Genomic DNA, 26,544 nt, shown 5'->3' with positions numbered 1-26,544 from the left:
CTGTACATTTTTTACACAGCAAGGAAAGGGCCAGTTTTTTACATAAGAAATTTCATATAGTTAAAATTCAGGCCGGGGGAAGCTGTAAAAAAAAGCGACAAAAATTGCCCATTACTCTTAGCCAATGGAACTTTTTGGTGCAGTGCGCTCGCTTTTCGCAATCCATCCATACAGGTCGGTCGACGTATTGCTTACGACGCCGGGCGTTTTGGGGAGCTAACGACTATCCTTCGGTATCTGTCGCAATCTGTTGGTATCCACCGGGTAATAACGTTACTCTGAATTTCCGTGTTTTTGTTTACGGTTAGTCTCGCTATTTTCAGACAGGATTGTCATGTCAGACAGCTTTGCTTTACTGCCCATTATTGAGCGCATCTTTGCCACCGTTTTTCCGTTATTTGCCATGGTGATGGTGGGATTTCTTTATGCCCGCAAAACCGACTCAGACATGGGGGTGGCCAATCGCATCAACATCGATATTTTTGTGCCCGCACTGATTTTTTCTGTCATGGCATCTAAGTCTTTTGATTTATTTAGTTATCTCGACCTAATGCTGGGGACTTTGCTGATGGTGATCGGCTCCGGCTTACTGGCGCTGCCGATGTGTAAATGGCTGGGGGTGTCGCCCAAAATTTTTGCTCCGCCCACTATGTTTAACAACTGCGGCAACCTGGGCTTGCCCCTGGCCTTACTGGCCTTTGGTGAAGCCGGATTAAGTGCGGCTATTGCCATGTTTCTGGTCAGTACGCTGCTGCATTTCTCGCTGGGCGTTTACATCCTGCATGACAAAGCTCAGCTAAAGACGCTGGCAACCAACCCAATGGTAATGGCTACCGCAGCCGGGCTGGTATGGAGTTTATCCGGCTGGTCATTGCCGATGTGGATAAGCACACCCATCGACATGCTGGGGCAGATTTCCATTCCGCTGATGTTGTTTGCACTGGGGGTTCGCATGACCGATGTGGACTTTGCCGACTGGCGTTCCGGCTTGTTCTGGGGGTTATACGGGCCACTAACCGGCTTTATGGTCGCTTACCCGTTTGCCCTGCTGGCAGGGCTATCTAGCGAACATACGGCGTATTTTGTGTTGTTTTCTGTACTGCCGCCGGCCGTACTCAATTTTATGCTGGCAGAGCGCTACAAACAGGCGCCACACACGGTGGCGTCGATTGTTTTACTCGGCAATATTGCCAGTCTGGTAGTAGTGCCGGTGGCACTATTCTTTGTGCTCGATTAGTCAGTTTTATCGCTGAAAAATACCGGAAATCCTTCCGCATCCCAGTAAATTACCCGGGCTCTGGCGTGACGGTTAGGGTCGGTAAGTGGCGTCCCGCGCAGGGTTTTATAATCACGGCTGTGGTAAATCATCAGGTCGGTTTCGCCATCCTCGGCTTTTACAAAACTATTGTGGCCGGGGCCATAGCGGCCCACCGCTGCATTGGTGGTAAATACCGGCTCAGCTTTTTTATGCCAGCTGACAGGATCGAGTAGATCCGCGTCTTCATCGGCCCACAGCAATCCCATAGCATAGCGGTGATCGGTGGCACTGGCCGAATAGGTAATAAGCACCCGGCCGTGGCGAACAAGCACTGCGGCTCCTTCGTTAACCTTATAACCGGCCACCTCCCAATCCAGAGTAGGCTCACTCAACAAGGTGACTGTGTCGAACTTAATTGAGGTAGGCGAGTCCATTTCGGCTATCCACAGCGCCGAATTGTAACTGCGCTTAGCATCCTGCTGGGCCCAAACCAGATACCGTTTGCCGCCATGTTCAAAGGTTGTGGCATCCAGCGAGAAAGAATCAACCGGGGTCTGAATGCGACCGGCTTCGGTCCATTCTCCGTCCATTGGGTTCGCTGCGGTATTTTTTAGCGCATACATTCTAATACTCCAGGGCGCATCCACATCGCCGGCGGTAAAATAGATATACCAGTCGCCGTCCACCTCGTGTAATTCCGGCGCCCAGATATTTACGCTCATCGGCCCCTTGTCATTCTTGCGCCAGATGACTTTCGGCTCGGCAATTTTCAAATCATTGAGCCGGCAGGCAGCGCGCAGCTCTATTTCGTCAAACTTAGGTGAGGTGCCGATAAACGTATAACAACCGTCCTCGTGTTGTACAATCCAGGGATCGGCCCGCTGGACCACGATAGGATTATCAATAGGCTCAAGCGGAGCTGCCACCACCGGTGCGGCGCTTAACGCTACAAAGGCGGTACAGGCAATGCTCAGGCTGGTGCGCAGTATGGTTTTAAAATCAAACAACATAGCGAGTCCTTAATTTAAAAATGAACGGGCAATTGCGGTTGCGCAGTTGCTAATCAATTATTAATATTGTATTACATATTTAACATGATTATTGCTACACTAAGCAAGTTCTTTTACAGGTGCTTTCAGAGGTAAAAATGATTCAAAGCCGTAAACGGAAAACCAGTGCAACCAGATTGCGCGTAGCTTTAGCAAGCTTACTCAGTGCTGCCTTTTTAATGGGTTGTGGTGCCCAGGCAAAACAGGTGGAGGTTCATGATCCGGTAATGACCAAAGCCGGTGATACTTACTATGTGTTCAGTACCGGGCCGGGGATCACCTATTACGAATCCAAGGATATGCAAAACTGGACCCTGACCGGGCGCGTGTTTCCCGATGAGCCGAGTTGGGCCAAACGTATCTCACCGAGTTTCGACGGTCACCTATGGGCTCCAGACATTTACCAGAAAGACGGTAAATTTTATCTGTACTACTCAGTTTCGGCATTTGGTAAAAACACTTCGGCCATTGGCGTAACCGTAAATGAAAGTCTCGATCCACAGTCACCAGACTACAAATGGATAGACTACGGTATCGTGGTGGAATCGGTGCCGCATCGTGATCACTGGAATGCCATCGACCCGGCAATTGTTGAAGACGACGAAGGCAATGCATGGATGAGCTTCGGCTCGTTCTGGGATGGTCTCAAACTGGTTAAGCTCGATGATGATTTAGTGCGTCTGGCAGAGCCGCAGGAGTGGTACTCCATTGCCAGCCGCCCCGGTTCCAATGTTGCCGACAGTGCAGATCCGGGCGAAGGCGCTATCGAGGCTCCCTATATTTTTAAACAAAACGGTTATTACTATTTGTTTGTGTCGTTTGATAAATGTTGTCGCGGTATGGACAGCACCTATAACGTACGCGTAGGACGCAGCAAATCAGTTACCGGTCCGTACCTCGACCGTGATGGCAAGTCGTTAATGGAAGGCGGCGGCACCATGGTAATTGAAGGTAACGACGACTGGGTAGCCCTGGGGCACAATGCGGCGTACACCTTCGATGGTAAGGACTACCTGGTGTTACACGCCTATGAAACAGCCGATAACGGGTTGCAAAAGCTGCGTATTCTGCCGATTAGTTGGGATAATGACTGGCCAGTAGTTGACCCGGCCGACCTCAACAAACGCACCACTGAACTTCTGACAAAATAATCTTTCTTCAGCTTCCCGTGCGTTGTCAATGGATATGACAGATCCACGCGCACGGGAGTTTTTCCTACTCTATTGATCCAGCCCACTGTTTTTCCATACGTTATTTCAGTATTCTGATGGTACAAATTTTCTTCTCTGTTCTCGGTTTCACAGGGTTTGTGTCGCGGGAGTTCCCATGCTTTCTATTCCGCATGCCTGGCATGCTCATTATGTATTTCTGGTTATTGGTCTGGCCGCGCTGTTAATGGCCAGCAATCGCGTGCGTTACGATATGATAGCTATCACGGTAGTGCTGGCCCTTATGTTAGGCGGCGTATTGTCGGTAAAGGAGTCACTGGCCGGCTTTGGTAACCCGGTGGTAGTGCTTATTGGCGCGCTGCTGATTGTCGGCGAAATGCTCGACCGCACCGGTGTGGCCCGTTTTGTCGGTGACTGGATAGGCAGGCACAGTCATAGCTCTACCAATAAATTGTTAATCATGCTTATGCTTGCCAGCGCCATTTTAAGTGCCGTAATGAGCTCTACGGCGGTAGTGGCCATTTTTATTCCTATCGTTATGCGTATCGCCAAACAAACCGGCAATAGTGCCAGTCAGTTACTGCTGCCCATGTCTTACGCGGCACTGGTGAGCGGTATGCTCACCCTCATTGCAACACCGCCTAACCTGGTGATCAGCGGCGAGTTAGGTGCTCAGGGCTATGAGCCCTTGCGCTTTTTCACTTTCACGATGCCGGGGCTGGTCGTGCTTGCTGGCCTGATGCTGTATATGCTGCTGGTCGGTCGTAAGTGGCTACCAAACAACGGTAAAACCGAGCGTCAATCTGCCCAGCGCTCAATTAAAGCCCTGTGGGACGACTACCGGGTTAACCGCGAACTGGTATACCTGCGCATCGACGAAGCATCCCCTCTGCACGGAAAAACCATTGCCCAAAGCGGCTTGTACGATAATTACGGCCTGCGCATTCTTGACCTGTCCCAGCGTGTTCGGGGTTGGCGGGAGTTAAAGGCCGGTGTATCGCCGGATATTGTACTGCATGCCGGGGATGTGCTGCATGTCGCTATTCCGCCCGAGCAACTGGCACCGGTGGAAAGCCAGGTCATGCTTATGCCATTTCACCCCTCACAACTGGAAACCCAGTATCGCAGCTGGGAGTTCGGCGCTGAAAGCGTGCTGGTTCACCCGGAATCAAAGCTTATTGGCAAGTCGGTGCGGGAGGCCAAATTCCGCGATCACTACGGCCTGGATGTATTTGGCGTGAGACGTAACCGCCAGTCCCTGGATGACTACCAGAATCAAAAGCTGCAAGCATCTGACTGTCTGTTGGTGACCGGCCCCTGGGCTAAAATTATGCAGCTTCAACAGCAAAACCACGATTTTGTGGTGCTGGAAACGCCCGCCGAAGCTGCCGATGTAGTACCGGCATTCCGGCGCATGCCGGTAGCACTGGCCATCACGACCTTTATGGTACTAAGCTCGGTTTTTAACTGGATGCCGCTGGTGGCAGCCGTGTTAATCTCAGTAATCGCGGCAGTCATTACCCGTTGCCTTACCGCCGCAGACGCTTACCGGGCCATTCACTGGCAAAGCCTGGTATTACTGGCCGGTATGTTACCCCTGGCTGACGCCCTGCAACAAACCGGCGGTACCGATATAATTGTTAGCAGTATGATAGGCTCAGCGGGTGACGCATCCCCGCAAACCCTGTTGGTCCTGTTATTCGCCATTACTGCTTTGCTGACCAATATTTTATCCAATACTGCCTCAGCAGTCCTCATGGCGCCTATCGCAATCAGCGTGGCCCAGCAGTTGGGCGTATCGCCGTACCCGCTGGCGATGACCGTGCTATTTGCTGCATCAGCGGCCTTTATGACGCCTATTGCTTCGCCCATCATTACGTTGATTGTGGAGCCGGGCAAGTATCGGTTTGTCGACTTCATTAAACTCGGCAGTCCTATGCTGCTCTGGGTATTTGCCTGCTGTTATTTTCTTATTCCCTTCTTTTTTCCCTGGTAGTGATTCATTAACAGCGAATGTTAACGAATCGCTATTTATGGTCGGCGCAGTGGCGCAGACCAGGTTTTACCTGCCCTGCAGCACATAAAAAGATAAACAAATGTTAATTTTTTTATTTTTTTGCTTCAAATATGCTTACAGCAGGAGTATCTTTGGCCAATTAGTTAAGCCCCCTAACAATTGACGACGAGCCTCACTTCGCTGTTATAAGCACTGAGGTAGTAATGGTTAATAACACTTATGATGCCATCGTTGTTGGCTCCGGAATAAGCGGCGGTTGGGCAGCCAAAGAGCTCACCGAGAAAGGCCTGAAGGTATTAATGCTGGAGCGTGGCGAAAACGTTGAGCACGTAAAGGACTACACCAATACCCATAAAAACCTGTGGGATTACCCTCACCATGGTCGCCCAAGTCAAGAAGCACTGGCGTCTAAACCGGTGATGGCTCGCGGTAAGGGTTATCCCTTTAACGAAGTTACTATGGGCGCCTGGGCGGACCCTAAAACTTCGCCATACGTTGAAAAAGAGCCTTTCCAGTGGTTCCGCGCTTACCAGGTGGGTGGCCGTTCATTGTTATGGGGGCGTCAGTCTTATCGTCTTAACCCGGAGGACTTTGAAGCCAACGCCAAAGAAGGCGTAGCCATTGACTGGCCAATTCGTTACGACGACATTGCTCCCTGGTACAGCTACGTAGAAAAGTTTGCCGGTATCTCTGGTAACAAAGACGGTCTGGACGTTTTGCCCGACGGTGACTTCCTGCCCGCGTTTGAAATGAACGCCGTAGAGAAAGACCTGGCTGCGCGCCTGAAAAAGCAATACAAAGGCGAGCGTCACATGATCATGGGCCGTACCGCCCACATTACCGAGCACCGCCCGGAACAGGGCCGCGGTAGATGTCAGAACCGGGATAAATGCTGGTCAGGTTGTCCCTGGGGCGGCTACTTCAGTACTCAGTCGGCTACCCTGCCGGCGGCACTGAAAACCGGTAATCTTACTCTGCGTCCAATGTCGATTGTAAAAGAGCTCATCTACGACAAAGACAAAAAACGCGTTACCGGTGTCGAAATCATCGATGCGGAAACCAAAGAAACCATTGTTTATAAGAGTAAGATTGTTTTTCTGAATGCGTCGACCCTCAACTCAGCCTGGGTTCTGATGAACTCCGCCCGTGATGTGTGGGACAACGGTCTGGGTTCAAGCTCTGGTGAGCTTGGCCACAACGTCATGGATCACCACTATATGTTAGGTGGCACGGCGGATATTCCGGGCCATTTAGACAAATATGTTTATGGCCGACGCCCTACCGGTATTTACATTCCTCGTTTCGCCAACTGGGGTAGTGACAAGCGAGACTTCCTGCGCGGCTTTGGCTTCCAGGGTAACGCTGTACGTCAAAGCTTTAATCGTGACGCCGATGGCCTTGGCATTGGCGCAACCCTGAAACAGACGCTGAGCGAGCCGGGTAAGTGGACAATGAGCACCGTGGGATTCGGCGAAATACTGCCGGATCACCGTAACAAGGTCAGCCTGAGTAAGACAGTCACTGATGCCTGGGGCCTGCCAGTACTGGAAATGGATGCCAAAATCCGTGATAACGAAATCAAAATGCGTAAAGCCATGAAAGAAGACATTGTAGAAATGTTTGATAGCATCGGTTTGGAAAATGCACAGGCGTGGGAAAGTACCTACCATATGGGTAAAGGGATCCATGAAATGGGTACCGCTCGTATGGGCCGGGATCCAAAAACCTCAGTACTGAATAAACACAATCAGGTATGGGACGCGCCGAACGTTTTCGTCACCGACGGTGCCTGTATGACATCATCATCCTGCGTCAATCCGTCTCTGACCTACATGGCGTTAACCGCCCGGGCAGCAGACTTTGCCGTTGAAGAATTAAAACGGGGGAACCTGTAATGGCAAACTCATCATCAACCATGGACCGCCGCACGCTGTTAAAGCTGATTGCCGCCTCAACCGGCGCCGGCCTGATTAATGCTCCGGCACTGGCAGTCTGGGAGGAACAACCCGACCTGCTACCGGTAAGCAAAGCTGGCTTTGATGACGCCACGGTGGCGCTCATTACCGAGCTGTGTGAAGTGGTTATTCCGCGCACCGACACCCCCGGAGCTAAAGACGCCGGCGTACCGCCATTTTTCATTGGCATGGTGCGCGAGTGCTACAACGAGCAGCAACAAAAACTGTTTGAAGCAGGCTTTGCCGACATTGAATCACGCAGTAAAACGCTATACGGCAAACCCTTTGCGACCCTGACAGCAGTGCAAAAGTCCGATTTGATCACGGCCATTGATGTTGAAGCCATGGCGTTTAACAAAGGCGAAGAAACTCAATGGGGTGGCGCTGGTTTTACAGAGCAGCCACACTACTTCACGCTGATGAAACAACTGGTTATTTTTGGCTTCTTCTCATCCAAAGTGGGCGGTACCCAGGTACTGCGCCACTCAGATGTGCCCGGCGGCTATTACGACATTCCTTATAACGAAGGCGATAAAGCCTGGACAACACCCTGGCCCTGGTAAACCACAATGAAATTAAACAAGCTTATCAAACATCCGCTAACCAGAGCCGCCGTGCTGACTGCCGGTTTGCTTAATGCGAATGTCACCATGGCAGAAACCGCCGTCGCAGACTGTGTGTTACGCGATACGGCATTTAGCGTGCAACTGCCTGCTTATGATGTAATGACCCGCCCGGAAGCGCGGGCTATTGCCGAAAAATACTACCCGGGACTGTTTGAAACTCTGCCAGCCTGGTTACTCAGCGAAAAGATGCCTTCTTTTGCCACCATACTGACACTGGAGCAACTTATCGCCAGAGCCGATCCGGCTAAGCCGCGCCTGGCTGAACTGGATGCCGAGCTTCGCGCGTTGCCGGTAACCGAAGCCGTTAAAGCTGCTCGTTGCGCCCGTTTTGATGCTGAGCCGCAGTATTTCAGCGTTGATGATGCCGCGGTGCAGGTACTGGTGTATCAAAAGATCAACGGCTACGACCACGGTCGTTCCGTGACTGCCGCTACCGAAGCGCTCACGCGTATGTCAAAAGAAATGGGCTATGGCGTTACCGTTACCGCTAACGGCGGCGCGTTTAACGCGAAAAACCTGTCTCAGTTTGATGTAGTGGTATGGAACAACGTGAGCGGTGACACGCTTACCTTGTCGCAGCGTGCTGCATTCGAAGACTATATGAATAACGGTGGCGGTTTCCTTGGCGTTCATGCCTCAGGGGGCGACTCCATTTATTTCTGGGACTGGTATCGCGATGCCCTGCTTGGCGTACAGTTTATAGGCCACCCTATGGATCCCCAGTTCCAGTTAGCCGAACTCACCACTCACGAGAATTCGGCGCATATTGCTGAGTCACTGCCAGACACCTGGTCAATTAAAGACGAGTGGTACTCGTTTGCGGCTGAGCCCGATTTAGAGGGGGTTGAATACGTGATCACCATTGATGAAGACAGCTATGCACCGGGCGATCTGGCCATGGGCGGCGTTCATCCTATCGCCTGGAAACATTGCGTAAATGAGGGCCGCGCGATGTATACCGCGATTGGTCACCGCGAAGAAATGTATGACGTACCGGAAAATATCACCCTGATCAAAGATGCCCTGAAATGGACATCCGGTCACGGCGCTAAAGTTTGTGCTGAATAAAGGTGTGCTCTAACTAAAAAGCAGTGCTGAGAAAGCCTGCTTCTATCCGCAAAAAAGGCTCCTGTACGGGAGCCTTTATGCCTTCAAGCATTATCCATGCTGTTCGTCGAGTAGTTCAGACTTTTTCTTAATCTTACAATTGAAGATTTTCTGGGTATTCTTCCGGCCTAAATACCAGGCAACAGTGTATGGATGTGAGCGCTTGAAGAATCGTTTAAAAGCTTTCATATGACATCCTCCGTTTTGTGTTGCCTTATTAACTATATGACAATACTGTAATAATTGCCAGTACAATTTCAAAATCGTATACTATTTTGTTTTTATGTCGATTTCAGAGCTCCTCTACGGTACGCCCAAAAGCAATTTAAATTACTGAAATATATAGATTTATATCGAATAGCTTCGGGCCACACCACAAACGTCTGACAAGACGGGTTATCAATCTTTTTTTACGGCTAATAATCCGGATACAAAAAAATCCGCAGGCTGGAACAGCACTGCGGATTGCTTTAATTAATCACGGGTTTCCCCCGTAGGCTGATTAATCGATATATTCGATACGGAAGTTATCCAGCGTAACCGTTCCACCACTTTCTGTACGCAGTTGAATAAACGCATTCTCGCCAGCCACAGGGCCTTCCACTTCCAGGGTACCGATAGTCAGTTCATTAATCAGAGTGGCATAGAACTTAGAACTGCCGCCTAACCAGGATTTACTGCTGCTACTGGTGTTGTTATCCACGTAGATCTGGAAGTTGTTATCACCGTCGGGGTCGCTTACGCTGACGATATCCACCAGCACCTTGTAAGGGCGGCTCAGATCAAACACACCACGACCGGTGGTATCGCTGTCGGCGGTGTCGGTCTCAGGCATGGTATCGCCAATCGTAAAGCGTGCACTGGTCAGGGTAATCTGGCCATCGGCCACCACGATACCGCTGCCGCCGCCGGTCACATTATGCAGTGGCATTGAGCTGTCTTCCGGAAGTGACTTGTAATCGGCACTGAAGAACGTATCTTCGTCTGCCGCACTGAAGTCTTCGCTGTAAGGTAGCGTGACATCGGTGCCTTCATTACTGCCACCCCCGTTACCGCCACCGTTATCATCTTCGATGGCCGGGATATCTAAATCACTCTGGTCAATTTTGCCCACGCCCGCATGGTTTATAACCTTACTTTTCACAATACTGGTTTCATCCAGCGTGTAAGTATATGGCACTTCGTAGCTACTGGTTGGTGTGGCATCCGGCCCGGCTACCACGTCACTGCCTGACGGTGACGTCCAGGTAACGCCGGTACCAAACAGGTTACCCGAGGTATTCCAGTAGCCTATCTCTGCTGAGTAGAACGACACGATTGGATTTTGGGTATTTTCAAACACGTTATTCTCAATCTGTAGCTCTGCCCCCATACGCGAATTCATACCGGTAGAACTGATGTTGTTGTAGTAGTTGTTGTACAGATGACCATAGCCAAAGCGGAACAGTGGTAAACGCGATTCAATGTTCTCAAAGCGGTTATGGTGGAAGGTAATCAACCGGTCTCTGTCATTACTGCTACTTTCATCATCGGTATGGCCATGTAACGAGGCTTTCCAGTGATCGTGCAGGTAGTTATAGGAAATAGTGATGTTCTTCGCGCCAGACTTGGAGTCAATCAGACCGTCATAAAAATCTTTATCCACATCTAAAGTACTGTAGAGATCGTTATGGTCAATCCAGATATGACTGGTGGTTGAGCCATCATCATCACCTTCAATGGAAATAGCATCCTTACCGCCGGTTAAGACATGATGGATCTTAAGATTCTGGATAATGATATTGTTGGCCCGGCGAATCGAAATCCCAATGCCGTCAAACTCACCGCGATCGGCCACACCAATAATGGAAACATTGTCCATATCCTTAATTTCGATGGAGCGACCGCTGCCATCATTGTTGGCATCGGTAATAACACCATCCACATAAATGGTCACCGGGGTATTGGCGTTGCTGGCTTCTTCAAGCGCAGCGGTTAATTTCGCCCCGGTATCAACTGTGACCACCATACCACCAGCGCCACCGGTAATATCGAAGTTATGGCTGGCAAAACCTTTATCGGTGACTTCTTCGATGATGACCGGCGCATCCAGCGGCTGAGGCTCCCAGCCAGCACCGTCATTGTAGCCGGCAAAAACGCTGGCACGAGTGCTGTAATCAGCCACTTCTGTCTCCGACAGAAGGTAACCACCCGACCGGGCAGACAGATCCAGCGCATTACCCTGGCTGTCCATACTGCCGTATTCACGCCAGCCGGCATTTGCCGTAGCAGGATCCGGGGTAGGTTGTGGCTGCCCATTAATGCCATTATAGGCCCAGCCCACTGCAGCAATATGTTCACCAAAGGAGTTATTAACCAAGGTAATGTTGTCGTAGTAGTTACTGTTACCACCACTACGGGCAATATAGGTAGAACCGGCTTCAACGGTTGTACCGAGCGGCCCCGGGCCATGGGTAAAGTCACTGTTTAAGAACACAAAGCCCGGATCATCGGCATTTTGTACCCGCGCCTGCAGCACATAGCCGCCTGGTGAAGTGGCATCGCTGCCGTACTTCGAGTCGCCAATAGTGCGGATTTCGCTATCTTCAAATAAGGCAGCTGTTGCATAGCCCCAGATGAAATCAACGTTACCGGCCACCAGCGTGTTGTAGAACCAGCTGTAGCCCTTCAGCAGCAGCGTATCCTGCTCACTGATAAAGTTCATATTATTGGCAATCAGGCGATGACTACTGTTGAAGTAAATCGTTTCGGCCTGATTCGAGTCTACGTTATTGCGGGTATGGCTGTTCTTCAGGGTAAAGTTATTCAGCACCAGATTATCGGCACTTTCTACCAGGAATACGCTACGCCCACCGTTTGGTGTGCCGGTTCCCGGCGCTTCGCTGCCGCCGGTGCCACCGTTAAAGGACTCGTAGTTGTCATAGTAAATAACCGTATTGTCGCGATCCTCGCCTTCAATGGTCAGGTTATTCTTACTACGCACGTACAGCAGCTCATTGTACATACCGGCCTTAACGGTAATCGTAGCCGCAGTGTCTTTTGCCACATTTTCCATTACGTAGTTAAGTGCGCCCTGTACGGTTCTGAAATCTGCCATTCCGTCATCATCTACGGTCACCTCGCTGCCTGACGGCCCTATTTTCTGGGTGGTAAACTGCCAGCCAGCCGTTTTACCCATACCGGTAAAATCACTGCCGTTAAGCTGGGTTCCCGTAACCACACCCTCACCAATGGCCACATAATAGGTTTTATCGTAATCCAGGGCGTTGGTGTGCGGTACGATAGTCAGGGTGTTACCATCCACCTTAAATGGGCGGTAATTTACCCGGCGCAGTCGATCCTGTCCGGCGTAGCCCAGTGCATCAATATCACCACCCAGGGTAATAACATCGGCCACCGTGTCGTCGGCCGCATCGTAGATGCGTACTTCGCCAACCTCAGCCAGCACTGGTGCACTATCAAAGGTAATCAACAAGCGGCCGTCTACATAGGCATTGGTTGCTGCAATTGCAGGAGAAGTTCTGCCCGTGAGGTCGCCGTAATCACCGGTTGGCATAACGAAGCCTTCGGTCACCAATGCCTCAACACTGCGCACCAGGGTAGGATCGGAACCTGACGTAAAGGTTACCGTGGCACTCCCTGCAGCGGCAGGTGTAAGGGTGACGTTGGGGCCGTCAATAGCCACACTCACCACGCTCTCATCTGACGATGTGACCGTAAAGGTATCATCGGTAATGCCATCATTTTGCACGGCAGTGACATACACGATCAGCGGGTCGGTTGTGGTTGTGGCGTTCCATTCTGTGTCTTTATAGTCCAGGGTAAGTTGCACCGGCTTCACGCTCGGATCGCCTACCTTGAAATCATCCATTTCAAAGGAACGGTTATTGGTAAACATGCCAATCAGTCCTTTAGCCGTAAAGGTTGTATCACTGATTGAACCCATTTCCTCGCCGTCCAGGTAAACCGTTAGGGTGTCACTCACCAGGTCGAAACGTACGCGGTACCAAACGCCGTCGGTGCCGTCTTTTTCGCCCAGTAACAAAGGCGTACTGGCCTGAACCGGACGATTAATTGAACCATCTGTACTGATGGCAATTTCCACCCGGGTGCTGCTTGATGAGTTCTGCAGATTTAAACCGCCGCCGTACCAGTTACCGGCGCTGTCATAGCGAGCGGTAAAGTAAAGCTGTTTATTGGCGGTAGTGCTGTTTTGACGCGGACGAATGCGGGCTTCCACAAAGTAGTCGGCCGTCTCCGGAATCTGCGCCATAGCTTCATCGGTGAGCTGAATAATTTCACCACCGGCACCACCTGCGGTATAGCGCAGCATGTCGTTACCGGTATCGCTGGTATAAATATCAAAGCTGCCGATAGCGCCTTCGGTATTATCCGGCTGGGCCAGCAGGTTCCAGTTATCGGTATTACCACTGCTGAAGTCATCACAAAAATACAGGCTCGGATCATCTTCGCAGGAAAACATGCTGGCATCTTCAATATACTCAATGCGCAGATTGTTAATCACCACAATACCACCACTTTCAGTGCGCAGTTGCAGGAAGGAATTTTCCGATGCCACCAACCCTTCTACTTCCAGCGTGGTGCCCGGCTCCAGGGTATTGATCAGTTCACTATAAAAACGTGACTCACCACCATGTACCGACTTACTGCTGCTACTGGTGTTGTTATCCACATAAATCTGGAACTTGTTGTTACCTTCGGTATCGTTTACCGACACAATGTCCATCACGACTTTATAAGGGCGACTCAAATCAAGCACACCGGTGAAAATGGTGTCATCGGCAGTGGTTTCTGTATCCGGTACGGAATTACCAATGGTGAAGCGACCTGAATCGATTTGCAGACCATCGCTCACGACCATCACGGTGCCGCCGGTACGGTAGTAAAGTGGCAGGGTTTCACCAGTACTGTTAACCAGGCTGGCAAAGGCATCAGAGAAGATATCCTCCGTCACGCCAATGTAGTTATAGGTGAGCGGTAAATCCACCTGCGGAATGTCAGGCTGCTCAGGCACTTCGGGTTCTTCCGGCTCCTCCGGTACTTCAGGTGCATCCACAGCATCGGCCACCGTCTCGATGGTCAGGTTATCAATGGTGATATTACCGGAACTGTCGGTACGTAACTGAAAGAACGAGTTTGTGATAGCCGAGTCTAAAATGCGCGCATCCGGGTCATCTGCAGGTAATCCTGTGACATCGGTGCCGGGCTCATAGGTGTATGTAAAACGCTGACCAATCGGGAAGTTTTCTTCGCTGATGCTCATCCCAATAAACTTACTGGCGCCGCCATGTACGGAGTTGCCCTGACTGGTGGTGTTGTTATCCACGTATACATTCAGGCTGCCTGCACTGGTATGGGAAATCACATCAAAGCTAATGGTAAAGCCTTCGCTGATATTAAAAATACCGGTTCCCACCGTATCTGATGAGGTCGTTTCAACACCAGGCGTAGTATTACCTATAGTGAAGCGCGCACCAGACAAATTAAGCTGGCCCAGCTCCGGGTCGATGACCGGACTACCGCCAGTTTTAAAGTACATAGCGCTGCTATTCGGATCATCGGTTAAACGCTTATAACCCGACGAGAAGAAAGTGGTAATGTCGGTATCAAAGCTTTCCGCCAAAGCAGGCTCAACATTAGACGCTTGTTCTTCTAATGCAATCAGTTCCAGATCGGCCTGTTCTTCAGTGAGAACCAACAGGTTATCCTGCGGGTCCTCGCCGGCATCACAGGCCCGCACTAAACTGGCTACTGCCTGGGTAGGATCATCAAACCAGCATAAACTGTATACCTGGTTAACCGTATTGTACGAACGCGAAACCAGGTAGTGAGTGCTGGTATCGGTGGTCAGTACCAGCGCCCGGCGACCAAAAGCGAAGCCATAGGTACCGGTTGTAGTCACTTCGCCTTCCGCGTAACTAAACGAACCTGTCAGGCCGACAGCGTCGTCCGGTGTAAACGTAATAGCCGACTTCACCGCACTACTGCCCTGAATATAAGTGTTGTATAAGGTGCCGGTTATCAGCTCAACGTTAATGGCATTGGTCAGCAGGGTGCCATACTCGGTTTCGAGATAGTTAACAAAATGCGCTACCGCATCATCATAGTCTGTTAACGTGGTGCTGCCCCCCGCGGTGGCAAGCCAAGGCTCTACATCGGCAGCAAAGTCATCGCTATCCTGAGCGAAGAATGACTCAACAGTTTCGCCTTCCTCCAGTAACATTTGCGCTGCGGCCGCGGCATTAGCAGAAATGCTGATACCGTTAGTGGGATCGGCATCGGTATCCAGCGCCTGCAACAACCGCAGGGTGTTAACGACTGCCGGATTAAACGGGTTATCGGTCTGAAACAGTGCCAGCGGCGTTAGTAAACTGGATGCCGGCACGGTAGGAAATGTAAAGTCACCGATTGAAAACGTTATCTGATCACCACGAAAGTAAGAAAATTCACCATTTTCATTAGTGGTGCCGTCGGGAAAAGACTCTGAGCTATAACTTAAGCCCCCTACCGGGGCGTCAACAAACTGGCCGGTCAGCGCGGGTGCCGGCTCTTCCTTTACATTGATGGTTTGTTCAAATCCGCAACCGGTTACCAATACGGCGCTACCCACCAGAGCAGCAATGCGATTGAGCTTTTTCATGTTCACCCTCCCAGGATGATAGTGCGGGAGTGCGGCCTGGCGGCACCAAAGCAGTGTCCGACCCTGATGCCACGTTCCCGTTTCAATTAACTGTGCAGAGGCAAAGCCTCGTTATCGTTTAATAGAACTTGATCGTGGCACCTAACTGATAGGTCTGGCCGTACACTTCTTTTTGATACAGGATGTTGCCACCGCTGTATTCATTGCCTTTAAAGAAGCGTAAATCTTCCTGTGAGGTCAGATTAAGCGCATCAAAATACAACTGAACGTTTTCGGTCAGATCGTATTTAAATTTGGCATCCAAACTGGTGTAGCCGGCCTGATACTGATCGCCCCAGATTTTACAGCCCTTCACATCATCCAGTTGTGCTGACAGCGGGCATGAGCCGATTTGCTCGAGAATTTCCGAGCGGTAATTGGTGATCAACCGTGCAGAAAAGACTTCGTTTTCCCAGCCAACGGTGAGGTTGAAGGTTTGATCGGCCTGGTCTGGCAGCGGCATACTGCCCTGACGCACGGTGTCGTCGAGCCTGGCGTCACTGTCGAGGAAAGTGGCATTAGACTGAATAAACAAGCCATTTTCAAAGTACTGGCTATAGCTCAGCTCAACGCCGTATACCTTGGCTTTATCACCGTTTAAGGTGATATTGATTTCATCCATGAACAGGTCCTGAGGAATAACAAATTCCGTGACCTGATTGACTGGTAGCCGCACCGGCAGATCGGCGATAGACATGCCGATACCGTTGACTTCAATGATGAAGTTTTCAATATCCTTGTAGAACAGGCCGATTTCCATAAACAAGTCTTCGCTGGCATACCAGCTTAACGACGCATCATAGTTTATCGATGTCATGGCCGTCAGGTTGGGGTTACCCACATCCAGGGTGTTGTCGGAAGCGAGAATGTAGTCCTGTAGCTGACGAATGCTCGCGCCGCCCTGAGAATCGTCACAGTTATCGGTACCGGGCGGACACAACTCAATGTCGCTGTCGAAGGTTGCATAGGCACGGGCCTGGCTAAATGACGGGCGGGTAAAGCTGCTCCAGATAGCACCGCGCACCAGAATGTTCTCAGTGGGTTCATAACGCAGGTGCACGCTGGGGAAAAATTCAGAGTATTTTATCGAGGCTTCCGGCAGTGGAATGGCAATATCCAGCTCACCGTTGCCAGCGCCGTTAAATTCAAAATCATCATTTTCCAGCGACATAAACCCGGTGGACGCAAACTCTGTCTCTACCCAGCGCACGCCGGTAATGATGGTGGCGTCCATGCCTAATGGGAACTCTGTCATGGCGTACAACGCTTTGGTGTCTTCATCGATGGTGTAGTCACCCTTGGTGCTTTCAATCGATTCTTCACCATTAGTGGCTGACTCTACGGTTTGACGCGTTACGTCTACAATAGCATCAACGATGGCGGCACTTTCAAAGGGATACTGGAAGTCGCTGCCCGCCGGTACCGCGCTTGGGTAGTCAGCAAGACTTGAATTCACTGCATCAATACATGCCTGGTCGTCGTTACAGTCCTCTGGCGACGGGTCAAAACTCCAGCGGTTCTTATCCCGGGCGTAATAACGAGTGGTAAACAATCCACCCACTTTCACGTAGTTTATGTATTCGTTGTACACATCCTTACGCAGATTCACCTGCCAGCTTTCCAGGTCATCGATGCGTAAGCCGCCTTCCAGGAACAGGTTGTCGAAGTCCCAGTTATTCAGGTCGCTGGCATCGCCGCGCGCAGCATTGCCAAACATACCTTCGGAATAAGGCAAGCCAGCAAACGCTGCGGCCTCTTCAGGGCTCATTACCCGGGCATTGATGTTGCGGCGGCCGCCCTGACCGTAAACGATTAGGTCGCGTTCGCGAAATTGTACCCGGCGGTCACCACGGGAATCTTCTTCTGACTTAGATTTAGCGTATTCGTAATCCAGAACCCAGGTATCATTAAATGTATTCCTGCCGCCCAGGCTGAACGTAGTGGTTTCGTTACTACTCTCCTGAATAAAATGCTGATGAAAGACATCAATATCCGACAGAATAAACTCTTTGGTATCGCCATTTACAAACAGGATCTCTTCGTTACCAAAAGAACCTGCATCCTGAAAATCGTAGAATTCACGTAATGCGAAGTCCCCATCCTCATATTTAGTGTAGGTACCTTTGGCATAATAATAAGCGTTCTCTGATGGCTGATATTCAACGTTTAATGCCCCCGCAGTACGCGTGCGATCAGCAATTTCACGACGGTATTCCAGCTGTGCAGGGCCGAGGATTTCAGGGCCGAGATTACCGGCATCGATGTCTTCATCGCTAACCCCGAAATCGGCCTGATAAAATTTCATTTCATTGGAGCTGTGATGGCGGGTTTCGTCAACCAGCGTTTCGCGGTCTTCATAGGACAGAGCGAAGCCCAGTCCTATAGTATTATCAAATAATAATTGGGTGCCGTTTAAACTAAATCGCGGTGAATGGGACTCACGTAGTTCGTTGTACGCATCCTGTACTTTCAGGTTCAGAGTACTCTTGCCACGGTCAAAGGCTGAAATAGCTTTTACGTTTACGGTACCGCCAATTGAGTTAAGGTTTTGATCCGGGGTCAGTGATTTTAATACCTCAATGGTACCCAACAAGTCAGCGGGTATGGCATCAAGGCCAACCGCGCGGTCTTCACCGGCGCCGGCCATTTCCGCCCCATTCATATTAACCGTTACAAAGCTCGGGCCCAGACCACGGACGGCGACAAATTTACCTTCGCCTTCACTGCGTTGAAGGGTTACGCCGGGCAACCGGCGCAATGACTCTGCCACATTCTGGTCAACAAAGTTGCCCAGTTCGTCAGTAGAGATGACGGAGCTGAAGCCATCTTTCATGCGTTCCAGATCCCGCGCTTTCAGGTCAGCGGTTTTCACCCCTTTGACCTGAATAATTTCTAGATCCTGTTGTTCGGTACTGGCAGCTTGTTCCGTTTCGGTGGAAGCTGGTTGCGTGTCAGCGGCTTTATTTTGTTGTTCTGCTTGCTGAGCATAAACGGGCAAACTTAACGCCAGACAGGCCATTACCGCGTTTAATCGAAATGTTCTCATGTTCTTTCTCCAGACACGATGGGTAAGTCGTGTAAACGAGTGCGATATAATTTTCGTCAATGACACGTAAAACAGGCATAACACACCAAACCATTGCCACCGGTGGCAATATAGCACCAATAAAAACATGCTATCAACATTTTATTCACATCTTGTTAAAACTTTTTGAGGCTCAAGAGTATTTTACGGAATTGCTTAGAGGCACTGCGTGTCAGTGCCTCTGCGAGGAGGAAGGAAGACAACCAGTTAGTTTTGAGCAGTAAACTCCTGTTGATAGGTTGCCCAGCCACCGAGTGCCAGAACGGTGAGTTCTGAATCAATCAATCCGGTACCAAAACCAGGTTGGCCGGTGCGAATTTCACTAAGCAAGCGGGTATCCACCGAGTCGCTGAAGCGGCCACCAGCGTTTTTATTAGCGCCCACATCACCATCAATGATCAGGCGTTGATAAGCGGCCTCTGCAGTCAGCGTTTGTGACGGCTCGATGGCGAAGGGATTATCCGCAAGGGTTGCCTTAAAAAACGCAGTAACGTCTGAACGATTTAGTTTCTTTTGATTTTTAAGCGCTATACCCTGTTCATTGTGCTGGCTTATTGTGGCGTAACCAGCCATGACATTACCATTGATGAAGGCGCGGGTCGGGGGTAATTCGGGTTTGGTCCAGAGTTCGAAAAAGCGAATGTCCTCGCTGGCAGGTCCGGGTTTATAATAATTATTTACCAGGTTAAAACGCGTGCCTTCCGCTCCGTAGCCACTATTGTCTCCCCAGTTGAAGAACACATTATTGCGAATATCGGTTAACGCCTCTTGCTGGGGATATTCTGGCTTGAGTCGGTAACCATTAATTCGCGGGTTTCGACTGTCATGATGGGCGACTACATTACGTAAAAAGCTCGCTTTAGCACCGCCCCAAATCCCCCCGTAACCATGGCTGCCTTTATGATGCCCAGCATTTCTTAAACTCTCGGCGATGATTGAATGCTGTAGGGTAAACTGCTGATTATTATAAAAAGAAGCCACTTCATCATTGGCCCAGCTCAGCGAGCAGTGATCAATGATTATGTGATGCTGGTTGCGTGCGGTAAGGGCATCGCCCTCGCCCTGCAAATGTCCGGGCCTGAAACGCAGGTAACGCAGGATCACCTGGTTAGCTTTAATGGAGGTCTGCGCGCCGGTAATCACGATTCCGCCGGGGGACGTTTGTCCCAGTACCGTCAGATAACCCTGCTGGATTTCCAGCTCCGCTTTGAGGTGAATAACACCGGATACGGCAAACTCAACAATACGCGGCCCTTTCTGCTTGAACGCATGACGTAAAGTTCCTGGTTGGGGTGAATCCGGATCATCTGCCAGCGAGGTCACAATATAGCGCTCTCCTCCCTTACCGCCCTGGGTGAACTGGCCAAATCCCAGCGCGCCATCGAAAGCGACGTCAGTTTGCGCCCGGCAGGCATCAACCTGACTCAGCAGAATCATGATAGAGAGTATCCCGATAACAACCTTCATCCTGTTACCTCCTGCCTTTTATCAGGTAAAAATTCACCGTCACAGGGCTCGCCTGTGCTTTTCAACCAGCTTTGCTACACCTTATGCCACCGGTAGCATTTCAACCATACACCAGCTAAGAAAAATTAACAAGTAGTTAACTTATCAGTCAATTTTGCTCATCCCTTTATTTAGTCTAGTTATATTTATTGTTTGAGTCAGTCGCCGTATTTATAAAGTGTGAAGGACTTAGCAGACAAGGGGGGCCTTGAATGCCTGATAGATGATGTAGGTTTGATAGCTAGCGATGAATCGCTGACTATCGTTATTCAATAGCAATGATTCTCGCATCCACAATCATCACCGCATTAGGGCCAATTGCACCACTATTACCGCGCTTCCCCCAGGCCAGCTCCGGGGGAATGACAAACTCATAACGAGCGCCCACGTGCATAAGCTGAAAGCCTTCCTGCAAGCCTTCGATAGCTTCGCTTACCGCATACTCTTCAGGTAACCCTTTTTTGTACGTATCATCAATAACGCTTCCATCACCCAGTTTGATGCGTTGATGAACCTTTACCCGGTCTTGCATCGATGGCTGTGCACCCTCGGCGTCTTCAATAATGCGATACAGCAAACCCGATGACAGGGCGATAACGTCTTGTCGCTGCTGAAATTTAGTCAGCACTTCCTCGGTGAGGTTTTTATTGCTGCCACGGGACCCTTTGGATTGTTTTCTTTTTGCCATAATAAAACCTGAAAAGCCGATCTGAACGACCGGCTTTGCTATTGTCTAACCCCTCGCTTACTCCGCGAGTAAGCGGATACCATAAATCCCGCCAGCCATCGAGTCCGGCGCCGCTTCAAAGCGGATCACCAAGGATTCTGCCGCTTTCATCGCTGCGGTTAACGGGTAGTCGACATGATAGAAGTCGCTATCCGGCGCACCTACGGGTAAGGATACCTGAGCCAGCGTTTCACCATTGATTAGAATGTTGAACTGGCGATTAGTGTCGTCTTTTGAATAACTGATTTGTAAAGTCTTAGCGCGCAATTCGGGATTGGCTAACCGATACTGAAAGTAGCCGTTGGCATGGGCATGACGCCAGTGCCGCCCCTTATAAACGCCTGATTCAGAGCTCTCACTCTTAAAATCATGCTCGACTTCCGGTTGCTGCTCTCCCGGGGTGATCTGATCTACCGTTTTGGCCTGCAGCTCGGCAGCCAGGGCCGTCCTGGACTTGGCTTCAGTAACAAACTCATTAAAGCCAGATTCATTCATCTGTGGCCAGTATACCTGATAGCGGGAATCGTGCAGACGGAAAAACGGTATCAAGGTGGTTGGCGCTGCGGCATCAATCGGATCGGCAATGCCCACATGACCCGTAGCCGTAAAAGCAAGGGCCTTACTATCCTGACGCTGCAAGGCTGACAGGAATGCCTGTGGTTCACCAAGCATCATGGGTAACGCTTCCGGCGGACATACCGGCCCGGCAGCTACATGACCCATGCGGCTGTCATCTGACACAAAATTGAGCTGCTCATTGGCAAAAGCGGTTACCGGAGTAGCCATCACAACCGGGCCATACAGTACCGAGTAGTAATCCTGACCGTCCGGTAGCTGTTCAACATGCAGATCCGGATTTAACGAAAACGAGACTTTATCGCCCGCTTGCCACTCACGGCTTATCTGGTGGTATCCATTACTTAGCGGCGCATCTACCGGCTTGCCGTTAACCGCTACTGTCAGGTCGTCAGTGGCCCATTCCGGTTGACGAATATTGAGGGCAAAAGTTGTCGCCTGGTCACCAGGATTGACCTCAATCGTCACGCCGTCAGCATCCGGGAAGCGGGTGCGTTGCTGAATAATAACGCCTTTATCCTGCCAGTTAAGAGTGGCTGGCATAAACAGGTTAACCCATACTGCATCATCTTTATGAGTAAACACCAACTCACCATACTTACTGTGGTTTTCAATCCCTGATCCCACACAACACCACATGGAATCATGCACCGAGGAGTACATGCGATAATGACCCGGGCGCATGGAAGTAAAATACACCAGGCCGCCGTGTTCAGGGTGCTGACTGGACAAGATATGGTTGTAGCTAGCGCGCTCATAAAACTCAAGATAGCGCTGTTCTCCGGTTTTCAGAAACAGCATTTTACTGAGCTTCATCATGTTATACTAATGGGTTCGAAAGTAAGCGAACATCATTTATAATGTAGGCTCCGTTCGCCAAGCTTATCGGATATTTACACACATGCGCCACGATGACGGTCGTAAACTTGATCACAAAACATTAGAAGCCATTCGCGTTCGCGCCGTTCAACGGGTCATGGATGGCGAGAGTCCAGAAGTCGTCATCAAAGCGCTGGGGATGAGCCGAGCACGAATCTATGAATGGCTGGCTGCCTACCGCGAGGGTGGCTTTGACGCGCTCAAGGCCAAGCAGATTTCCGGTCGTCCCAAGAAACTGAGCGGTGCTCAGATCCGGGAGCTGTATATCTGGATAACGACCTTTACGCCGGACCAGTTGAAGTTTGATTTTGCCCTGTGGACTCGGGGCCGAGTGCGTGAGCTCATCCGGCAAAAGTTCAACGTCCGGTTAAGCGATGTCTCGGTCGGTCGTCTGCTTCGAAACCTGGGGCTGACGCCTCAGAAACCCCTGCATCGGGCCTACCAGCAAAAGCCAGAGGCCGTGAAACAATGGAAAGAAGAGACCTACCCGGAAATTCGCAAGGAAGCAAAAAAAGTCGGCGCCACCATCTATTTCGGCGATGAAGCCAGCATTCGGTCTGATTATCACAGTGGCACCACCTGGGCACCCAGGGGTGAAACTCCGATCATCCGTAATACGGGCAGTCGCTTCAGCATCAATCTGATCTCGGCCATCTCGCCTCGCGGCGAGCTTCGCTTTAAGACCATTCAGGGCAACATGAACACCGATGCGTTTCTTGGTTTCCTCAAGGCTCTGGTGCAAGACGTTGACAAGCCGGTTTTCCTGATCCTCGATAACCACCCGGTTCATCATGCTCGTCGGGTTCGAGACTATGTTGAGAGTCTCGACGGCAAGCTCAGGTTGTTCTTCCTGCCGCCGTACTCGCCGGAGCTGAATCCTGACGAGTCTGTTTGGGGCTATATCAAATACCATCACGTCGGTAAAAAGATCATTAACAGCAAAGAACAACTTCGGAGCACTGTTTACCGGCAGCTTCGACGTTTGCAAAAATTGCCACGACTATTGAAATCGTTTTTTGGCCATCCGGATTTGGCTTATATCTCCGGGTAATGTTCGCTTACTTTATTTCGAATTAGTAAGTATTGCAGGTTTCAGGCCCCTGAGCATCTTCTACCATGGCAGTAAAATTGTCATCATCATGAAAATGCTCGCGCACGCTGTTGCCGCCAATACTGACACTGCGGTGTTGACTCACCGTGTTCCAGAAAAACTTCGCGGCATCAGCCCAAACCTGATCATCGTCTAATTCTGCCACCCGCAAAGTACCAATGATTTTAGGGATTTGCGTGTTAGCATGCATACCAGTGAGTTTGTCCTGGTACTTAGTAAGGGGTTGTAAAACGCTTTGATGAGTAAATTTGCGCGCCAGCGTCAGGTAACGCTCATCACCGCTGATGGCGGCCATATCGGCAAACACTTCATTTAAACCACCATGTTCAGAAATTAGCATTTGCTGAATTTGCTCGTCGGTTAACCCGGCCGTGATATCCAGCATCCACTCGCCCAGGGCCAGTAGCATGGTTTTCGCCTGTTCCTGATGAGCAATTTCATAGGCATCCCGTAAACCATGGAAAATTTTATCAATGTTGTACAACGGGACCCAGCGGTCATTCAGACTAAAGGTGCCGGCTTTTATCGTACCTGCTTTGATTTCTGCCCACATGGCCGCACTGTTCGGGATACCGCCTAAATAGCCATTGCCTGCATCCTGAGCTCGCTTTAGCTCGTCAAGCATGTACTCGAGGCGACTTAATAACGCCTGATCGCCGGTGGCAGCATAGGCCAGACTGAGTGCCGACACGTAATGTCCGCCAATGTGCCCGTCGAGCCCTGAATTCTCCCAGTTGCCATAAGAATCGGTTTTCGGCTCCAGACCACCTTCACGTAAATAAGGTGCGAGCAACCTGTCAGGCTCCATGGCCAGCAGGTAATTTACGTTGGTGTGCATCGCATGGGCAAACGGACCATCCGTTACCCTCACCTGCTGCAAATCAAACAGGCTGCTATCGGCCGCGGATAAGTAAGTTGGCTCTGCCACACTTGTGACATTGGTTGCATCGGAAGTTTGCTGATTAGCAGGTTGGCTACAACCATTAAGGCTTGCCAGGGCGGCACTGACGCAAAGCGCCAGACCCCAGTGTTTAACTGTATTTATCTTCATAGCGCTTCGCCATTTTTATATCGTTTAATCCCTTTCCGCCTGACTGAAGAGGCTGCGATCGCCGGGGGCTGATTAAGCACCAGCCAGACCCGGCGTCGCTTCTGTAAGCGTTTGGGTAATCGTTGCATGTCTTGCGACGTTACTTGACACCAGATGCCATATCGGCATTGTGTTGATCATTGCTGTTAAGCTGCGCTTCGCCATTGGCTAATGCCGCTTTGCGGTTTGCCTGAACTACAGCCGACAGTGATTTGTATTCGTCATCGGTGATCTTATAGCGGTTCATTAACCAGCCCACCAGATAATGAAACACACCCGGGATAATGGTCAGCATGAGCACGATCCCCATTAACGTAAACTCACTCTGCTGGGCAGAGGCTTCGTACTCGAAGTAAGCCAGCAACCAGCCCACCAGCGCACCGGCAACACCCATACCGGCTTTCTGGCAAAATGAAATGCCGCCAAAAGCCAGACCAGCCACTCGTTTACCGGTTTTGCTTTCGCCGTAGTCAACCACCTCAGCAATGGCTGACCAGAAGATGGGCGCGTGTAAATCAACCACGAAGCTGATTAAGAAAAATAAAATGAAAGCCAGCGCCACATCATTAGGACCAACCACGAAATACATAAGCAGGCTCAGCACGCCAACAGCCATCTGGCTGAACCGGAACAACTTCACTTTACAATAGCGTTTGGTGATCCAGGTTGAGGCAACCATGGCCAGAATAGCGGCACCCACGCCGGTAGACAGGAACATAGACTGTAAGCCGGCATCACCTCCAAGGTAGTATTTGGCGTAGTACAGTGCTACCGAGCCACGCACAACGTACCCGGTTGTCCCAAGCACACAAACACCGCACAAAATTAACCACTGATCATTTTTAAGTAATAGCGATAGTTGCTCTGAGAAGGGTTTCTCTTCTACTTCATGCTCAAGGCGCTCAGTGGTCGCAAAGAAACAAAACAGGAACATTACAACGGCTAAACCCGCCATTAAGCCCATGGCGGTTTGATAGCCAGCCGCCAGATTGCCTTCCCAGTAATCAGCGCCAGCCATCCAGGGCACAATAATGGTGACCAGAAAGGCGGCGACCTTAGCAAAGAACAGGCGATAACCGTTTGCCGATAGCTTTTCTTTAGGATCGGAGGTCATTACGCCAATCAGGGAAATATAGGGGATCGTTACTGCAGTAAACATCAGGGTAACGAAAATATAGGTTGAATAAGCCCACACCAGCTTGGCGTTATAATCCACATCGGGCGTACTGAAAGTCAGAAATACCGAGATACCAAAGGGCACCGACAGAAACAGGAAATACGGGCGATAACGCCCCCAACGACTGGTATATCGGTCAGTTACCATGCCCATTAGCGGATCGCTTACCGCATCCAGAATACGCACCAGTAAAAACATCAATGCCATATCTGAGGGTTTTAAGCCAAACACGTCAGTGTAGAAAAATGTGATGATTAACATCATCGAAGAAATAACGACGTTTACCGCCATATCACCGGCGCCGAAGCCTATCTTCTCTAACCGGGTTAATTTTTGTGAAACCATACCACCACGCTTCCGACTTGCAGCCCTTATAGCACGGACTGTTAATAATAGACTAAGAGCAATTTATTAGCCCCTGATTCGCTGCATTTGCAAACCAAATGTTAACAGCAAATATACTATCATCATACAATTTAAACAAGCCGTATTGTGATATTCAGGAAAGGGAA

15 protein-coding genes are annotated in these 26,544 nt (G+C 50.4%); 7 read left to right on the top strand and 8 right to left on the bottom strand.

What is annotated here, in order from left to right; translation table 11 throughout:
* Window positions 1-334: 334 nt before the first annotated feature.
* A complete protein-coding gene (locus AC566Q_RS02980) occupies window positions 335-1,237 on the top strand; it encodes an AEC family transporter (RefSeq protein ID WP_499613496.1) in 903 nt (300 codons plus the stop codon).
* On the opposite strand, the gene AC566Q_RS02975 is transcribed toward AC566Q_RS02980, so the two are convergent.
* A complete protein-coding gene (locus AC566Q_RS02975; RefSeq protein ID WP_499613493.1) occupies window positions 1,234-2,268 on the bottom strand; it encodes a glycoside hydrolase family 43 protein in 1,035 nt (344 codons plus the stop codon). The two genes, AC566Q_RS02980 and AC566Q_RS02975, sit on opposite strands and share 4 nt — an antisense overlap.
* A 218-nt stretch (window positions 2,269-2,486) precedes the next feature.
* Between AC566Q_RS02975 and AC566Q_RS02970 the strand changes: the two genes are divergently transcribed.
* From AC566Q_RS02970 to AC566Q_RS02950, 5 genes are all read left to right on the top strand, one after another.
* Window positions 2,487-3,458, top strand: coding sequence for an arabinan endo-1,5-alpha-L-arabinosidase (locus AC566Q_RS02970; protein ID WP_499617343.1), 972 nt, complete (start codon window positions 2,487-2,489; stop codon window positions 3,456-3,458).
* A gap of 175 nt (window positions 3,459-3,633) precedes the next feature.
* Window positions 3,634-5,472 (top strand): SLC13 family permease, encoded by a 1,839-nt coding sequence (locus AC566Q_RS02965; RefSeq protein ID WP_499613491.1) that lies wholly within the window; start codon window positions 3,634-3,636, stop codon window positions 5,470-5,472.
* 224 nt (window positions 5,473-5,696) lie between these two features.
* On the top strand, window positions 5,697-7,388 hold the full coding sequence (locus tag AC566Q_RS02960; protein ID WP_499613488.1) for a GMC oxidoreductase: 1,692 nt from the start codon (window positions 5,697-5,699) through the stop codon (window positions 7,386-7,388).
* A complete protein-coding gene (locus AC566Q_RS02955; RefSeq protein WP_499613485.1) occupies window positions 7,388-8,011 on the top strand; it encodes a gluconate 2-dehydrogenase subunit 3 family protein in 624 nt (207 codons plus the stop codon). The genes AC566Q_RS02960 and AC566Q_RS02955 overlap by 1 nt, the downstream gene beginning before the upstream one ends.
* A gap of 6 nt (window positions 8,012-8,017) precedes the next feature.
* Complete coding sequence (locus tag AC566Q_RS02950; RefSeq protein WP_499613482.1) at window positions 8,018-9,142, top strand: ThuA domain-containing protein; 1,125 nt, start codon at window positions 8,018-8,020, stop codon at window positions 9,140-9,142.
* 541 nt (window positions 9,143-9,683) lie between these two features.
* Here AC566Q_RS02950 and AC566Q_RS02945 read toward each other — a convergent pair.
* The 5 genes from AC566Q_RS02945 to AC566Q_RS02925 all read right to left on the bottom strand — a co-directional run bounded on the left by AC566Q_RS02945 (window position 9,684) and on the right by AC566Q_RS02925 (window position 22,594).
* On the bottom strand, window positions 9,684-15,842 hold the full coding sequence (locus tag AC566Q_RS02945) for a pectinesterase family protein (protein ID WP_499613480.1): 6,159 nt from the start codon (window positions 15,840-15,842) through the stop codon (window positions 9,684-9,686).
* Window positions 15,843-15,960: 118 nt separating this feature from the next.
* Entirely contained in the window at window positions 15,961-18,927 is a 2,967-nt protein-coding gene (locus AC566Q_RS02940) for a TonB-dependent receptor (RefSeq protein WP_499613478.1), read from the bottom strand.
* Window positions 18,928-19,173: 246 nt separating this feature from the next.
* Window positions 19,174-20,433, bottom strand: coding sequence for a pectate lyase family protein (locus tag AC566Q_RS02935; protein WP_499613476.1), 1,260 nt, complete (start codon window positions 20,431-20,433; stop codon window positions 19,174-19,176).
* Window positions 20,434-20,737: 304 nt separating this feature from the next.
* Window positions 20,738-21,160 carry an FKBP-type peptidyl-prolyl cis-trans isomerase gene (locus tag AC566Q_RS02930; RefSeq protein ID WP_499613474.1) on the bottom strand — a complete coding sequence of 141 codons (423 nt, stop codon included), beginning with the start codon at window positions 21,158-21,160 and terminating at the stop codon, window positions 20,738-20,740.
* 57 nt (window positions 21,161-21,217) lie between these two features.
* Complete coding sequence (locus AC566Q_RS02925) at window positions 21,218-22,594, bottom strand: DUF6805 domain-containing protein (protein ID WP_499613471.1); 1,377 nt, start codon at window positions 22,592-22,594, stop codon at window positions 21,218-21,220.
* Between the two features lie 82 nt (window positions 22,595-22,676).
* Here AC566Q_RS02925 and AC566Q_RS02920 point away from each other — a divergent pair, with 82 nt between their 5' ends.
* Entirely contained in the window at window positions 22,677-23,705 is a 1,029-nt protein-coding gene (locus AC566Q_RS02920; protein ID WP_054645368.1) for an IS630 family transposase, read from the top strand.
* Between the two features lie 22 nt (window positions 23,706-23,727).
* Here AC566Q_RS02920 and AC566Q_RS02915 read toward each other — a convergent pair whose 3' ends face one another.
* Both AC566Q_RS02915 and AC566Q_RS02910 read right to left on the bottom strand, forming a co-directional pair.
* Complete coding sequence (locus AC566Q_RS02915; protein ID WP_499613468.1) at window positions 23,728-24,816, bottom strand: beta-L-arabinofuranosidase domain-containing protein; 1,089 nt, start codon at window positions 24,814-24,816, stop codon at window positions 23,728-23,730.
* 139 nt (window positions 24,817-24,955) lie between these two features.
* Window positions 24,956-26,377, bottom strand: coding sequence for an MFS transporter (locus AC566Q_RS02910; RefSeq protein WP_499613464.1), 1,422 nt, complete (start codon window positions 26,375-26,377; stop codon window positions 24,956-24,958).
* Window positions 26,378-26,544 lie beyond the last annotated feature (167 nt).

The organism is Alteromonas sp. H02, from assembly GCF_059682525.1.
This window is presented reverse-complemented; position numbering and strand designations above follow the sequence as displayed.